This window comes from Aporhodopirellula aestuarii (genome assembly GCF_023701485.1).
GTDB classification, from domain to species: domain Bacteria; phylum Planctomycetota; class Planctomycetia; order Pirellulales; family Pirellulaceae; genus Rhodopirellula; species Rhodopirellula aestuarii.
The window spans coordinates 25,906-39,842 of the sequence record NZ_JAMQBK010000028.1; the positions used below are offsets into that span (position 1 = coordinate 25,906).

The 13,937-nt window shown below is 58.0% G+C and carries 12 protein-coding genes; 1 reads left to right on the forward strand and 11 read right to left on the reverse strand.

Features of this window, described 5'->3' with window-relative positions:
• Nucleotides 1-58: 58 nt before the first annotated feature.
• The 8 genes from NB063_RS10330 to NB063_RS10365 all read right to left on the reverse strand — a co-directional run bounded on the left by NB063_RS10330 (nucleotide 59) and on the right by NB063_RS10365 (nucleotide 9,507).
• Nucleotides 59-1,651, reverse strand: coding sequence for an aldehyde dehydrogenase (NADP(+)) (locus NB063_RS10330; RefSeq protein WP_250928652.1), 1,593 nt, complete (start codon nucleotides 1,649-1,651; stop codon nucleotides 59-61).
• 81 nt (nucleotides 1,652-1,732) lie between these two features.
• Nucleotides 1,733-2,356, reverse strand: a complete 624-nt coding sequence (locus NB063_RS10335; protein ID WP_250928653.1) for an RNA polymerase sigma factor — start codon at nucleotides 2,354-2,356, stop codon at nucleotides 1,733-1,735.
• Between the two features lie 271 nt (nucleotides 2,357-2,627).
• Nucleotides 2,628-3,950: a TIGR03000 domain-containing protein gene (locus NB063_RS10340; RefSeq protein WP_250928654.1), complete on the reverse strand. Its 1,323-nt coding sequence runs from the start codon at nucleotides 3,948-3,950 to the stop codon at nucleotides 2,628-2,630.
• Between the two features lie 224 nt (nucleotides 3,951-4,174).
• A complete protein-coding gene (locus tag NB063_RS10345) occupies nucleotides 4,175-5,596 on the reverse strand; it encodes a protein-L-isoaspartate(D-aspartate) O-methyltransferase (protein WP_407652594.1) in 1,422 nt (473 codons plus the stop codon).
• Between the two features lie 66 nt (nucleotides 5,597-5,662).
• Complete coding sequence (locus NB063_RS10350; RefSeq protein ID WP_250928656.1) at nucleotides 5,663-7,258, reverse strand: Ppx/GppA phosphatase family protein; 1,596 nt, start codon at nucleotides 7,256-7,258, stop codon at nucleotides 5,663-5,665.
• Entirely contained in the window at nucleotides 7,255-7,980 is a 726-nt protein-coding gene (locus NB063_RS10355; protein ID WP_250928657.1) for an HAD family hydrolase, read from the reverse strand. Before NB063_RS10355 ends, NB063_RS10350 begins: the two co-directional genes overlap by 4 nt.
• A 187-nt stretch (nucleotides 7,981-8,167) precedes the next feature.
• Nucleotides 8,168-8,764, reverse strand: a complete 597-nt coding sequence (gene clpP / locus NB063_RS10360) for an ATP-dependent Clp endopeptidase proteolytic subunit ClpP (RefSeq protein WP_250928658.1) — start codon at nucleotides 8,762-8,764, stop codon at nucleotides 8,168-8,170.
• A gap of 71 nt (nucleotides 8,765-8,835) precedes the next feature.
• Complete coding sequence (locus tag NB063_RS10365) at nucleotides 8,836-9,507, reverse strand: ClpP family protease (protein ID WP_250928659.1); 672 nt, start codon at nucleotides 9,505-9,507, stop codon at nucleotides 8,836-8,838.
• Nucleotides 9,508-9,661: 154 nt separating this feature from the next.
• Here NB063_RS10365 and NB063_RS10370 point away from each other — a divergent pair, with 154 nt between their 5' ends.
• On the forward strand, nucleotides 9,662-10,621 hold the full coding sequence (locus NB063_RS10370) for a GDSL-type esterase/lipase family protein (protein ID WP_250928660.1): 960 nt from the start codon (nucleotides 9,662-9,664) through the stop codon (nucleotides 10,619-10,621).
• 223 nt (nucleotides 10,622-10,844) lie between these two features.
• Here the strand turns inward: NB063_RS10370 and NB063_RS10375 are convergent, their stop codons facing one another.
• The 3 genes from NB063_RS10375 to NB063_RS10385 all read right to left on the reverse strand — a co-directional run bounded on the left by NB063_RS10375 (nucleotide 10,845) and on the right by NB063_RS10385 (nucleotide 13,817).
• Nucleotides 10,845-11,495, reverse strand: a complete 651-nt coding sequence (locus NB063_RS10375) for a sigma-70 family RNA polymerase sigma factor (protein WP_250928661.1) — start codon at nucleotides 11,493-11,495, stop codon at nucleotides 10,845-10,847.
• Between the two features lie 182 nt (nucleotides 11,496-11,677).
• Nucleotides 11,678-12,244 (reverse strand): type 1 glutamine amidotransferase domain-containing protein, encoded by a 567-nt coding sequence (locus NB063_RS10380; RefSeq protein ID WP_250928662.1) that lies wholly within the window; start codon nucleotides 12,242-12,244, stop codon nucleotides 11,678-11,680.
• A 169-nt stretch (nucleotides 12,245-12,413) separates the two neighbouring features.
• Entirely contained in the window at nucleotides 12,414-13,817 is a 1,404-nt protein-coding gene (locus tag NB063_RS10385; RefSeq protein WP_261367307.1) for a dipeptidase, read from the reverse strand.
• Between the last annotated feature and the right edge of the window lie 120 nt (nucleotides 13,818-13,937).

Consider the following 13,937-nt stretch of genomic DNA (forward strand, 5'->3'; position numbering starts at 1 on the left):
CTCCGTCGAACCCGCAGTCCCGCTGGACGGGACTGCGGACTGTTTTGCAAGGCAAGCTTTAGACGGACCCGGTTCGCCATTGGCCGTCGATTAACCGCATGGTTTCGTCGGTGGGGGCGTCGTCTTGTAGCAACGCCGGAAGACGATCTTGGCGAACATTGTCAAAACTGGTGAGCTTGCCGAAACGCAGTAACGAGGCGGGCACACCGACGGCGGTGAATCCGGGGTGACCGGTCGCGGGATAGGGGCCCCCGTGGTTCATTGCGGGACTCACCGCGACGCCGGTCGGCATTTTGTCGTTGAGGAGTCGGCCGACTTTGGGTTCGAGGGCGAATGAGATTTGCTCAACATCACGCTCTTCGCTGCCGTCCTCGGCGGAATAGATACAACCCGTCAGATTGCCTTCGAGTTGACCGATGACCTCGCACAACTGGGAAAGATCGTTCGCGACCACGACGACCGACGCGTTGCCGAACGCTTCGGTTTGGAAGCCCTCGGGGTCGGACAAGAACGTTGTCCCATCCACCCGCATCAAGGTGTTCGCCATCGCGCAGCGATCGGGTTCGGGATCACCACCCCCGGTCAACAGTTCAGCACCGAGGCTTGCGAGGGTCTGAATGCTCTTGCCGAGCGATTTCGTGACCGCTGGCGAGAGCAGTGTCCCTGCTGCGGTGGATTCGAATTGCTCTTTGACTGCCGTGATGAAAGCTTCGGTGTCGTTGTTGGCGACCAGCAAAACCATTCCTGGGTTGGTGCAGAACTGGCCGGTGCCCATCAGCACGCTGGTGACGAAATCTTTGACGATGGCGTCGCCTCGCTGTGCCAATGCACCCGGGGTGATGACGACCGGGTTGACGCTGGACAGTTCCAGGTAGATCGGTTTGCCGGCGCGATCGGCGGCGGCTTTGAGTGTCAGTCCGGCCGAGCGACTGCCGGTGTAACCGGTGGCGCCGACGCGAGGGTCTGACACCAAACGTTCGCCATCGGCGTGGTCGGTGCGATAGAGCAGTTGTACGGTCGCCTCGGGAAGACCGGTTTCTTGGACCGCTTCCAAAGCCAGTTCGGCGAACAGGCGTGTCGTTTCGGGATGCGAACTGTTTGCTTTGCCGATGACCGGATTGCCCGCTGCGATCGCGGCCGCGAAATCGCCACCCGAAACACTGCCGAATGCAAATGGGAAATTGTTTGGTCCGAAGACGCAAACAGGACCGAGTGGACGATAGCACGAACGAATGCCGGCTTTGGTATCGATCGTGGGCAGTGCCCAGTTACCGGTCCGGCACGCTTCGGCAGCGGCCCGCAACTGGTTGCTCGTGCGAGGCAGTTCGACATCGGCGAGTCGGGGGGATCGAGCCAATCCGGTTTCGGCGAATGCCGCATCGACGAGAGAATCTTTGGCGGAGTCGATTTTATCCGCATAAAGACACAGAAAATTCGCAATTTTTTCCGCTGGTAATTTGCGAAGTTCCACTGCCGCGGCGGCGGCGGCATCGAGGGCGGCTTCACAGTCGTCCCAGGTGCTGACGGGGAACGTTTCAGGTAACGCGGAGTTTAGGTTGGGATCGGTGGCATGAAACGTGGATTGGGGCGAAGCGTTTCGCCATGAACCTGCGATCAGTACACGAGCGACGTCGGTGGAGACTGAGGACATGATGGGAATATTGACTCAAAGGGAGTGATGGAGCGACACGGCTTCATCCTGGAATATTCCATAGAGTTTCTCAACCGGGCTTCACCGGCTCGGTCGCACATCGTCGAGTCGTTTTTCGAGTTCTCGCATGCTTCGCGAAAGCAGCACGCGGATGGCAACATCGGTCTTGCCGAGTTTCTCGGCGATGGATTTGGTCGGTAGGCCGTCGACGTAGCGCAGTCGAATCGCCGCTTGCTGTTCTTCGCTCAGGGAAGCGATTGCTTCGGACATCCGGTGCATCCGAATGTCTCGGCTAACCGCCGCACTGGGCGACGTCATGCTGGCGGCGAGCAACCTTTCGAGTCCCCCATCGGATTCGTCGTTGCCGCCCGGTGATGCTGCCGCGTGGATGGATTTTTGGCGGCCGAAGTCCCGGATCTTGGCGTCGAAGTGAAAGCGGTGGGCATCGACGACGCGTCGCCGCGCGATCTGTTGCAGCCACTGCATCGGAGAGTATTGGTCCAACGGCGCCGTCGAGAGGCCTGAGATTGCCGTCGCGGATACCTCCTGTATCAGATCGTCGAGCTCGGTCACGGCCAGCAGGTGTTCGCCGGTGATGGAGCGGACGAAGCCGGACAGTTGATCGCGGTGCACGGCGATGTATTCGGCCAACGCCTCGACGTCTCGTGCCTGAATCTTTTCGATCAGCGATTCATCTTGTGTCATCAGTTGGTCTCCCGTTGGTAGGAAGGGTGATGAGGACGCCCCGGTTGGAGGATAGCAGATTGACGGGGCGGGTGCTGGGGATTGGGAGGTGGGAGCTGGGAGCTGGGAGCTGGGAGCTGGGAGCTAGAAGCTAGAAGCTAGAAGCTAGAAGCTAGAAGCTAGAAATGCTTTGCGATGCTACGAAAAAAGCCGTGTTCAAGAATTCTTGAACACGGCCTCGTGATTGGGAATGGCGTGTCAGCCGGTGAAGGCTGGTCCGTTTCCGATGTTCTTAACGCATGGCCAACGTGTTTGCGTTGAAGTCGAACTCGAGTTCGACGGTGCTGCCAGCGGCGACGTCAATCGTGCGTTCGTTACGGATGTTACGTCCGTTGACACTGGCACTGACCACTACGGTGTAGTTTTCCCAGCTCTCACCAGCGGCGAGTTGGGTGGTGCGGAACGTGCGAACGCGTCCGAAACCGTTGGTTTCGTTACCGGCGAGGGAAACAACCGCGTTGGCAGGAACAAAGAGCTGAACGACGGTTTCGGTCGCGTCGGCTGCTTGTTGTCCCGCTTCGGCTTGCGTGTTTTCTTCGGCGGCTTCGCCAGCGGCTGGCTGCGAGTCGTCCGATGCGGCTTCGGCGTCTTGTTGGAAGACCATTCGTTCCATGTCGCCGGGACGCAGTTTGATGGTCTTCGCGTCACGCTGCTCACGACCGTCGACTTCGTAGGTGACCACGACTTCGTAGGTGTAGAGGTAACCCTCTTTGAGTCCACGTGACATGAATTGACGAATCATTCCGTCGCTGGTCGTTTCGTGACCGTTGACGGTGACGCGTGCGGATTCCAAAGGAACCGCCACGGTCAACAATGCGGCGTCGTCATCCAGAGTCGGTTTGCGGGACTCGTAGCTCGCACCGCTATCGATGATGGTGCCGTCGATGACCGCGCCGCTCGATGGGGCCGATTCATGATAAGCACTGCCATTGATGACGCTGCCTTCGACCGGGTAGCTGCCCGATTCGATGACCGTACCCGATGGGTACGATTGAGCTGGGTAGCTCGACTGGATCATAGGAGCGGAGTACGAGACGGGAGCGATGTAGCCACCCGAACTACCACCCGAGCTGCCGCCCGAGACGGAAACACTGCTCGAGTAATACCCACCGCTGCTGCCACCACTGCTGGCGCCGCCGCTCGAGTAAGACGAGACGTAACCACCTGACGAACCGCCACTCGATCCACGAGCTGCGTGTTTGGCCTGGATGCGAGCGCGGATACGACTGAACAGTCCGCCACCCGAAGAGCCACCGGATGATCCGGACGAAGCATAGCTCGCGACGTAGGTTCCGCCGGACGAACCGCCTGAGGAACCACCCGAAGACGCGCCGTAACTGCCACCGGATGAACCGGCATGGCGAGCGGCGATGCGGGCACGCAAACCGGATAGCAATCCGCCACCGCTGCTGCCGTAGACAACTCCACCGGAGCTTCCGCCGGAGCTGCCGCCGCTGCCATAACTACCGTAGCTCCCGTAAGAGCCACCAGCCTCCGCCGACACACTGACCGTCAGTGCTAGCGAGAGAGATACCAACAGGTGAAAACACCTCATGTACGTTCCTCCATCCTTCGTTGTCTCGGTTGTAAAAGTGGATGCCACCGGCGCCCAGATGATTGAGAATTCTTGCGTCCGGGTCAGGCTCAGCCCTGTCAAGTGATGCGACTTTTTCGGCGACCCCACACATGTTGCTGTTGGTGGTACGGACCGAGATCGCCTACTGTGCCAGTCGTTAGGATAGCGAGGAAGGGGGGCCGATCAAGCAGTCTGGGTAAAATTTAACGACCCATTTTTTCCACTTTGACGTCATCAAAGTCGGCTCGTCCGGTGGCTCCGAACAGCCCGATGCGGATGATCGCTTCCTTCGCGGACGGCGGAACACGCAAGATTCGGCTGTCTTTTCGCCAATCACGGGTGCCGCGATAGGGGCCGAGCGAAACCATCCCGAGATCGCGACGATTGGCGTCGTAATAGCTGATCGCGAGCATCGGCCAAGAGTCCGGTTCGGGGCCTTTAACCACATTCTCCGTCCGGACTCGGGTGGACAGTCGGATTGTCGACACTTGGCTGCCGTCGATCGCGATCCCTTGCAAGAGATGCGAGCCGAGGCCGGCGGTTTGGTTCTCAAATCTCGCCATCGCTTGCCCGTTTTCGACGAATCGCTTGACCTGGCGTCCGTAATACCATCCGGCGATAAAATCAGCCGGATTGGGCTGCGGTGCGTCCAACGGATGCAGTGCATCGGATGCGATGGCGTCGTTATTTGCGGGGGAACTCGCGCCGGTGGCCGCATGCTCAGGGCTGGATTGTTCGAAGTCCCCGTTGATGATGACGGGATTGGAGGGATCCGGTTTGTTTTTGCGGCCCGACTCGGCGGTTCCGGTCATCGGAACGAAGAGTGTCGGACGCAGCGGTTCGCGGACGAGCTTGCCATCGCGTTTGGTCATCCGATAAAGCGTTTGTTGATAACGTTCACCTACCGGAATGATCATCGAACCTCCTTCGCGGAGTTGTTCGACGAGCGGTACTGGGACCGATTCAGGGCTGCACGTGACGATGATTTTGTCAAACGGCGATTTATCGGGCCAACCCAAAAATCCGTCACCGATTTTGGTGTGGACATTTGTGTAACCGAGCCGATCAAGCACCTTTCGCGCGTTTAATCCGAGGGACTCGACGATTTCGATCGAATACACTTCCGAGACCAGCGGACTCAGCACCGCTGCCTGATAACCGCTGCCTGTTCCGATTTCGAGGACACGGTCTTCGGGTTGCGGGTCGAGTGTTTCGGTCATCGAAGCGACGATAAACGGGCTGCTGATCGTTTGCGCCGCACCGATCGGCAACGCCATGTCGAAATACGCTTTGTCACGAACGCTCGCGGGGACGAATTCATGCCGTGGCGTTTCGGCAATTGCCGAGAGCACACGCTCGTTGGTGACGCCGGCAGTTCGGATTCGCGTGTCGACCAGGCGTTGGCGCGCTACGGCGTAGGGATCCCGGGATTGATAGGGGCCCGTCTCACCACTGCCAGAATACTGCGCCAATACGATGCGGGTAGGGTCAGACACGATCGATGGGGCCTGGTGGGTTGGAGATGGGTGAGTTGGAGACGGGTGGGGTGGAGTCAGGTGAGATGGAGACGGGGACGTCGCCGAAACAGGCGGCTGGGCGTGCAAGATGCCGACGTGCCCCACCATCACTGCCAGCGCGATTGCGAGGGAATGCTGTGAGGGTGATGAGAAAAAGGGGAACCTTTTCAAGGTCTATTCTCCGGCTCGCAGTAAAACGGGGACACCAAAAATATCTCGAAACAGAGAACTGTTCACACGGAGCGCGAGTTGTTCAAGAGAAACGTCTTCCACCCCGGGGACCGCAATCACCATTTGCTTCTCTTCCCGCGTGCACACGACTTCGCGAATCCGGCCGCTGCGTGTGTCGTCGAGTGCGATCGCAATTCGCAGCAACGCGGCCATTTTGGTCACCGCGACGCGGTCTTTCCGATCCAGCGAGCTGTAACCTTCGTGACTCGCTTGTGGTGAGGCGCGGCGATGATAACGTGCGACCAAAGCAACGAGTTGCAGTTCTTGCCGACTGAGACCAAACAGTTCGCTGTTTCGAATCAAATAGTACGCATGTTTGTGATTGCTGTGCAGGTTCACATATAAACCGACTTCGTGCAAAAGCGCGGCGACGTATAACAGCACTTCGTGACGAGCGTCGAGTTGGTGGTCGGCGGTGAGCTGTTCGAACAGACCACGAGCCAATTCCGCGACGGAACGGGCGTGCGCTAGGTCGACGTCATATTGTTGTCCCAGAGACATCGCTGAGCGGATAATCTGCTGCCGAAATTCGCTGGTCCAGTTTCCGCCTTGCTCGATATCGGCGAGCAATCCGTCACGCAGGTTCGCGCCGCTGACGAAGAGATGTGACAGTTCGAAATGCTTGGCAAACAACGTGTAGGCGAGCAGCGAGACGGACAAGGTTTCCGCCTCAACAAAGGTGGCGCCCATTTGATCAACGATGGCATCTTCGCTCATCGAAAGGATTTGGCTGGAGAGCTTTTCGAGTTTGTTGGTGGGCAGTTTGGCGAGCGTTTGTTCGTCCCAATCGTCGATCAATTGGTGCGCCGCGAAGCGGATATCGCCTCCCATGACCACGAGTTGCAACGGGGCATCGGCTTTGAGTTCTTCGGCGATGCGGATGACAAAACGGCGGACGTGTGTCTCGAGCAGATGACGAAACTTTGCCCCACGCAGTCCCGAGGCGTCGAGTTCTTGGATCAAACGCAGTGATCCCAGTCGGAAGGAATCCGAGTGCAGCACGTTGCCACCTCGGATCATCAGCAACTCGGTGCTGCCGCTGCCGACTTCGATGACCACCGATTTGGATTCGGCGGTTTCGGCTCGCGCCATCAACATCGGTGTGATGCCCATGTACGTGATCCGGTTGACTTCGGCCTCGTCGATCGGTTCAACGTCGAGCCCCGTGGCGACATAGACGCGATCGATGAACGCGATCCGGTTGACCGCTTCGCGTACCGCGCTGGTGGCGACGACGCGGATGTCTTTGGTGTCCGTCACGCCATACTCATTGAGCACGCGTCGAAATCGTCTGAGCACGGTCGCGGCCCTTTCGATTCCTTTGCGTCCCAAACGGCGGGACTCGAACGCATCGCGTCCCAGATCAACGGGCTGGATCAGCGATTCGAGTGTGCGGATTTGTCCGTCGGCGTGGATCTCCGCAATCGCCATGCGGATACTGATCGCCCCGATGTCGATCACCGCCACGGTCCGAGGAGAGGTCGACGAGGAACTTAATTCAGCGTGGATGGTCGATGGGGTAATGGTCGGTGAGTTCATGATCGGGGGGCAGCCTCCAAGCCGGTTTCACATCGTGTAACTTTGTTTGCCAAAACGCCGTAATCCAATAAGACTTGTTCGGCCTCTTCGCCGCCAAAACAGACTTCGGCCCGCCATCCGTGGTCACGCGCGGCGAGCACATTTTCTTCTTTGTCGTCGAGGAACAGAATTTCCTCGGGCACAACGTTTGCGAATTCGGAGACGCGCCGGGTCGCGGTTTCATAGATCAACCGATCCGGTTTCATCGCACCCACTTCATGGCTCACGACGCACACGTCGAAGGGGCCTTCGAGGACCGGGTAAGATTGCGAGTGCACCCAGCTCCAATGTGCGTTGCAGGTGTTGCTCAAGATCCCGACGGGAATTCCGCTTTGGCGAATCGATCGAAGCAACTCTCGCATCGATTCGATCGGAGAGAACATGTCACTGATTGCGGTCAGGATGGCTTGGTCGGCGATTTGAGCGATCGTTGCCGAGAGGTTTTCGTCGCTCGCGGCCGCCAACATTTTGGCGCGGACGGTCGCGGCGAACTCCTGTTCGCTGATTCGTCCGCATTCGAGTTCGTTTTGCAGGCCATGAATATGCAAGAATTCATCGACGTGCTCGACATCACCGGCGAATAAATTGGCCACGTTCTGACAGGCGAGTTGCCTGTCAAAGGCGACCAAAACGTTTCCGAGGTCAAAATAAACGAAACGGATGACGGCTGGCGATGATGGCATTGGGGCGATCGATTGACGATGGGAGAGCAGAGTTGCTTCCCATCATAGCCACGGTGGTCACGATTCGCCAAACACCCCCTGCCCGATTCGAACGAGCGTTTCCGGCCGGATAAGCCGACGTCCTGGGCCGCTAGACGAAGGGGGAATGGGAAACTCCCGAAGGAGTCGTCCTATCGAAATCACGCCGTTACTTGTTGGCTTCGGCGACCTTGCTGACGACTTTGTCGATCAAACCGTACTGGCAGGCTTCATCGGCCGACATGAAACGGTCGCGATCGGTGTCTTCTTCGATCTTTTCGAGCGAGTGACCGGTGTGTTCGATCATGATTTCGTTCATCCGCGTCTTGATCCGGCGCAATTCGCCGACGTGAATTTCGACTTCACGAGCGGTTCCCTGCATCCCGGCGAGCGGTTGGTGGATCATGATCCGGGCGTTTGGTAGCGAGAAACGTTTCCCTTTGGCGCCGGCGGTCAGCAAGACCGCACCCATCGAGGCGGCCTGACCCATGCAGTACGTCGCCACGTCGCAACTGACGAATTGCATCGTGTCGTAGATCGCCATGCCCGCCGTGATGCTGCCGCCGGGCGAGTTGATATACATATGGATGTCCGCTTTGGGGTCATCCGACTGCAGAAACAGCATTTGGGCGACCAACGCGTTGCTGATTTGGTCGTCGACCTGTTGGCCGAGGAAAATGATGCGGTCTTTGAGCAACCGGCTGTAGATATCGTAGGTACGTTCTTCGCGGCCGTTGCTTTCGACTACGTAAGGGATGACTGGCATATTAGTAACTTTGTCTGGTGATTCTGGTAATTGGATAGGAAGCGGTTGGGGTCAGCAAAAGCTGAGAACGACTAGATGTCGTCTTCTTCCGCCTCGACTTCTTGTTTCTTGAGCAAATCGTCGACCAAGCCGTATTCTTTGGCCTCTTCTGCGGAGAGGAAGAAGTCACGGTCGGTGTCTTTGGCGATCTGTTCGACCGATTTGCCGCTGTGTTCGCTGATGATTTGGTTCAGTTTGTCGCGATAGCGGAACATTTCCGAAGCTTGGATTTCGATATCGCTGACCTGGCCGGACACGCCACCCATCGGTTGGTGCATCATGACGCGGCTGTTGGGCAAGCAGAAGCGTTTGCCTTTGGCACCGCCGACGAGCAAAACCGCCGCTCCGCTGCACGCTTCGCCGACGCAGTAAGTTGCGACGGGGCACGAGACCATTTGCATGGTGTCGTAGATCGCGAGGGTCGCGGTCACGCTGCCGCCGGGCGAGTTGATATAGAAATGGATGTCTTTACGACGATTTTCGCTTTGCAGATACAACAGCTTCATCACGATTTCGTTTGCGTTGGCGTAGTGAATCTCGCCTTGCAAGAAAACGATGCGATTTTCCAGCAACAGATCGCCCAACGTCATCTGACGCTGACGCTGGTAACCCTGACTGGCATGGCTGCTGGCCATGCGATGATCGGAGATCGAGTTGAAGCCACCGGCCTGCAGTGGCGATAGAGAACCAAACGGATCGGACATTCGAAAATTACCTTCAGGGGTACATAGTGAGTTTCTTCAGCCGTCAGTGTTCGCGATTGGCAATCAGGTGACAAGACCGGTTCACGTTCGAGTAAGCTGTCTGCAGCATTTTCGATCACGATGTGCCTACGAATCCCGCCTTGGAACCCCTCCGATGAAGCTGTTTTTTGTTGAGTTAAACGTCTCCAAACTCTCCGCCCGCCCTCCGTTTTACCCAGCTTTCCGCCGTCTTTGGGCGAGTTTGCGTGTTCGACCAAGCAGCCCGCGTCGTGCTTTTGGCGTAGTAGGAGCACTCGCCGCGATCGCGGCGGCCGTGATTTTTGGCAGCCCGGCGGCTTTTGCTCAGCAGACGGCCGCTCCCGCGTCTGAAAATGCGATCGAAACCCAGCAACCGACGCTTGTCGACTCACCTCTCAATGCCACTGAAGAAGAACTCGACGGCATTCTGTCGCCAAAAGACAGAATCAAGGCGATCCGACGTTGGGACGCCGATATCACTCGCTTCGAAAAACTCGATCAAACCGAACCCGATCCTGAAAACGCAATCCTGTTGCTCGGCAGTAGCAGCATTCGGCTGTGGACCGACGCCGCCGAGATGCTCGCGCCTTACCCCATCATTCGTCGTGGCTACGGTGGTGCCCGGCACAGCGATTTTGTTGTGTTCGCACGGCGATTGATCTCGCCGCACCAATATCGAGCGATGGTCCTGTTTGTCGCCAACGATATCACTGGATCCAGCGAAGACCGTTCGGTAGACGAAGTCCGCAAGATGGTGATGCATGTGATCGGGGTGTCGCGGAAATACCAACCCGATGCTCCCATTCTCCTCATCGAAGTCACGCCGACGCCTTCGCGTTGGAAGGTTTGGCCTGAGATCCGCAGTTTGAACGCGATGTTTCGTGAAGTCGCTCTGACGGAGCCGAACGTGTTTTGTTTGAACACGGCGGAGTATTATCTCAACGCCGACGACACGCCTCGCCCTGAACTTTTTCGTGGCGACAAGTTGCACCAGAACGAGGAAGGCTATCGCATCTGGGCGGATCTGATCCGTCGGCGTCTCGATGAAATTTTATCGGAAGAGACCGTGCAAGCGAAAAGTGTTCGCGCAAGCTGAGGGGTGGTTGTTCTTGCATTTCGCCGTCCTTATCGCGACGGCATCCAACGCAGGCAGGCGGCGACGGGACGTCGATTGTTTTAGTGCTCTTTTTAGCGGTACGGCGCGAGCCGTCCGGTCCCGCGTTACCGGATGGCTCGCGCCGTTCTGCTACTCTTGAAATCCCGCAGTAATTAAATCGACGTCCCACACGCATCGCTGCCGATCGAACCACGGGCCCGACTCAGGAAAACGATTCGTCTTCCTGTTCGAGCATGGTCCGCAATCGCCGCATCGCGCGGAGGTATCGCATGCTCGCCGCAGGCGGTTGAAGACCGAGCACCTCGGCGATCTCGAGATTAGTCAGATGCTCGTAGTGACGCATCATGATGACTTCGCGATCGGCGTCGTCGAGCCTTTCGATGGCGGTCTCAACGCGAGTGGCGATCTCTCGTTGTGTCGCCACGGCGGCGGGGGTCATGGCGGGATCGCAGAGTTGAATGGCGAGGTCGACCGACGATTCGTCGACACCACCGTTGCCGCCGGCATGCATGGGCTGCTCGCGATCCATGTTGCGTTTGGCGCTCACGCGGTGCCGACGATACGTGTCGATGATCTGATCCCATGCGATCTGACGCAGCCACAGATGGAACGCCATGACGGGATCGTCCAGGTACTTGGCCATCCGACCGCTGGCCTCGACGAGCACCTCTTGGACAACATCGCTGACGTCGATCCGCTGCTGAACCTTGCGGTCAAGTCGCATCTCGACCAACCGTCGGATGCCTTCGCGGTGCCGGTCCAACAATTGGTTGACCGCATCAGGATCGCCTTTTTGGGCAGCCTGAATCAGGACGTCGGTATTATCGCCACGGGGCCAGATGGATTTTCTCATCAGATTGCAAGTTCTCCTGGCTGCATCTTAGTCATTTGTCCACTGACCGGGGGAAATCGGTCGGTTTGTTGGGCTTCGTACCGTGCGGAGCGAAGCCTTCCCAATCCGACCGCATCACCGAAGGCAGGCCCAATAGGATCGCAATGATTCGGTCTAGATAGCGAGGCAGACACGAGTCGTGATCAAGCCGTTTGTTCGGCGTGTTTGCCCTCTGCGAATTCTTCGATCGCTTTCTTGCAGAAGGCGGGTAGGTCGTCAGGGCGGCGACTGGTCACGAGACCTTCGTCGCAGACGCATTCTTCGTCGACCCAGTTCGCACCCGCGTTGATGAGATCGGTTTTCAAGCTCGGCCACGATGTGACGCGGCGACCTTCCACCACACCGGCTTCGATCAGCGTCCACGGGCCATGGCAGATCGCGGCGACAGGTTTGTGTTGTTTGAAGAAGTCGCGGACGAAATCGACAGCCTCGTCATTGAGTCGCAGTGCGTCCGGATTAAAAACGCCTCCGGGCAGGACCAACCCGTCGTAATCGGACGCGCTGACATCGCCGACGACTTTATCGACGTCGAATTGGTCGCCTTGCTTCTCGTGGTGGACGCCTTGCACCTTGCCCGATTTGATCGAGACCAAGTGCACGGTCGCGCCCGCTTTCTTGATCTCTTCCCATGGCTGGGTCAATTCGACTTGTTCAAACCCGTCGGTAACGAGAAATGCGATTGTTTTCTTTTCGAGTGTGCTCTTAGCCATCTTATTTTCCTTTTGTCGTTTGATCGGCTGCCAACGTGATCCGTCAGCGTTCAGAAACGGTTCGTACGTAACGCCTCGGTCGTGATCGTGGGGGGCACGACCGCCGGGTTAACACGATGAAGGAAGAAGCGATTGCTATGCCAAACACTGGCCGAGCACGCTGAGATGGTCAGATTCGCCCCATCTCTTGCCAGAGCGCGGCGGAGGCTTGGATGCCGCGTTGGAAATCGGTCAACGAAAACTTCTCATTGGGGCTGTGTGCGGCGTCGTCATTCTGGCCCCATCCGAGTAGCAGAACGTCGCAATCAAGAACTTCTTGGAAGCGTGCCAGAATCGGAATCGAACCACCTTCGCGGATCATCACCGGTGGCACACCAAACGAGGACTCCACCGCAATCGAGGCGGCTTTGGTGTACGGGCTGGAGGCATCGGCCAACATCGCACCGGCCCCGTGATCGGGTTTCAATTTAAATTTCACGCCAGCGGGGCAATGTTGCGTGAAGTGTTCTTGGAGCTTTTGCGTAATCGTCTTGGGATCTTGGCCTGGGACCAATCGGTGGCTGAATTTTGCGGATGCTTTTGCGGGAAGAACCGTTTTCACGCCTTCGCCCTGATGACCTGATGTCAGGCCGTTGATGTCGAACGAGGGTCTCGCCCATCGGCGTTCGTCGGTAGTGAAACCGGGTTCGCCGGCGAGTGTGTCGACACCGACGCTGCGAGCGAACTCCGCGTCGTCGCTGCCAAGTCGTTTCCAGGCTTCACGTTCGATTTCGGGGATTGGCAACACGTCGTCGTAGAAGCCGGCGACAGCGATGCGGCCGTCTTTGTCGATCATGCTCGAGAGCATGTGACAAAGCGCGATTGCCGGATTCATCACGGCACCTCCGAACGATCCGCTGTGCAGGTCATGGCTCGGCCCATCGACGAACAACTCATACGTCGCGATACCACGCAATCCGCAGGTGATGGCCGGACGTCCGGGCCCGTATTGACTGCTGTCGCTAACAACGACGACGTCGCAGGCGAGGGTCTCGGCGAGTCGCGGCAGGTGTTCTTCCAAGTTCGCGCTGCCGACTTCTTCTTCACCCTCGATCAAGAATTTGACCTGGATCGGGAGCGTCCGACCGCTGGCGAGCCACTCGCAGACCGCGATCACGTGCGTCAGGACTTGACCTTTATCGTCCGTCGCCCCGCGGGCGTAGATCTGATTGTCGCGCACGACAGGCTCAAATGGCGGGCTGTTCCACAACTCCAATGGCTCCGGCGGCTGCACGTCATAGTGTCCATAAACGAGGGCGACGGGAGGCTTTTTTTCGCCCTCCGTGGCGGGCAGCGGCGTTTCGGCATAAATCAGCGGGAAACCGGCGGTTTCGAACGATTCCGTTTTCAGACCGGCCGCCTCAAACTTATTCTTGACCCACTCGGCGGCGAGGTGAACATTCTGTCGGGCGGAGGAATCGCTGCTGATGCTGGCGATCCGCAGCCACTGCATCAATTCCTCCTGGAAACGCGTCGCGTTGTGGGTCAAAAAGTCGAGGAATTCGGTGGGCAGCGGGGAGGCGGGTTGGGGCATCGGGCTGTTTCAGTTTGGGCGGAGTGAGTGTCGAGATTGAGCGTAAAAACGGTTGCGCCGGAGAGGGAGTTTGTGACGCCGTTAACCCTTGCGGTTTGGGCGAAACGTGCCTCGCGCGGA

Coding starts and splice junctions, on each gene's coding strand:
- NB063_RS10355 (WP_250928657.1), bottom strand. CDS start 7,980: ATGCCATCATCGCCAGCCGTCATCCGTTTCGTTTATTTTGACCTCGGA.
- NB063_RS10365 (WP_250928659.1), bottom strand. CDS start 9,507: ATGTCCGATCCGTTTGGTTCTCTATCGCCACTGCAGGCCGGTGGCTTC.
- NB063_RS10375 (WP_250928661.1), bottom strand. CDS start 11,495: ATGAGAAAATCCATCTGGCCCCGTGGCGATAATACCGACGTCCTGATT.
- NB063_RS10340 (WP_250928654.1), bottom strand. CDS start 3,950: ATGAGGTGTTTTCACCTGTTGGTATCTCTCTCGCTAGCACTGACGGTC.
- NB063_RS10345 (WP_407652594.1), bottom strand. CDS start 5,596: ATGGTGGGGCACGTCGGCATCTTGCACGCCCAGCCGCCTGTTTCGGCG.
- NB063_RS10330 (WP_250928652.1), bottom strand. CDS start 1,651: ATGTCCTCAGTCTCCACCGACGTCGCTCGTGTACTGATCGCAGGTTCA.
- NB063_RS10350 (WP_250928656.1), bottom strand. CDS start 7,258: ATGAACTCACCGACCATTACCCCATCGACCATCCACGCTGAATTAAGT.
- clpP (WP_250928658.1), bottom strand. CDS start 8,764: ATGCCAGTCATCCCTTACGTAGTCGAAAGCAACGGCCGCGAAGAACGT.
- NB063_RS10370 (WP_250928660.1), top strand. CDS start 9,662: ATGAAGCTGTTTTTTGTTGAGTTAAACGTCTCCAAACTCTCCGCCCGC.
- NB063_RS10385 (WP_261367307.1), bottom strand. CDS start 13,817: ATGCCCCAACCCGCCTCCCCGCTGCCCACCGAATTCCTCGACTTTTTG.
- NB063_RS10380 (WP_250928662.1), bottom strand. CDS start 12,244: ATGGCTAAGAGCACACTCGAAAAGAAAACAATCGCATTTCTCGTTACC.
- NB063_RS10335 (WP_250928653.1), bottom strand. CDS start 2,356: ATGACACAAGATGAATCGCTGATCGAAAAGATTCAGGCACGAGACGTC.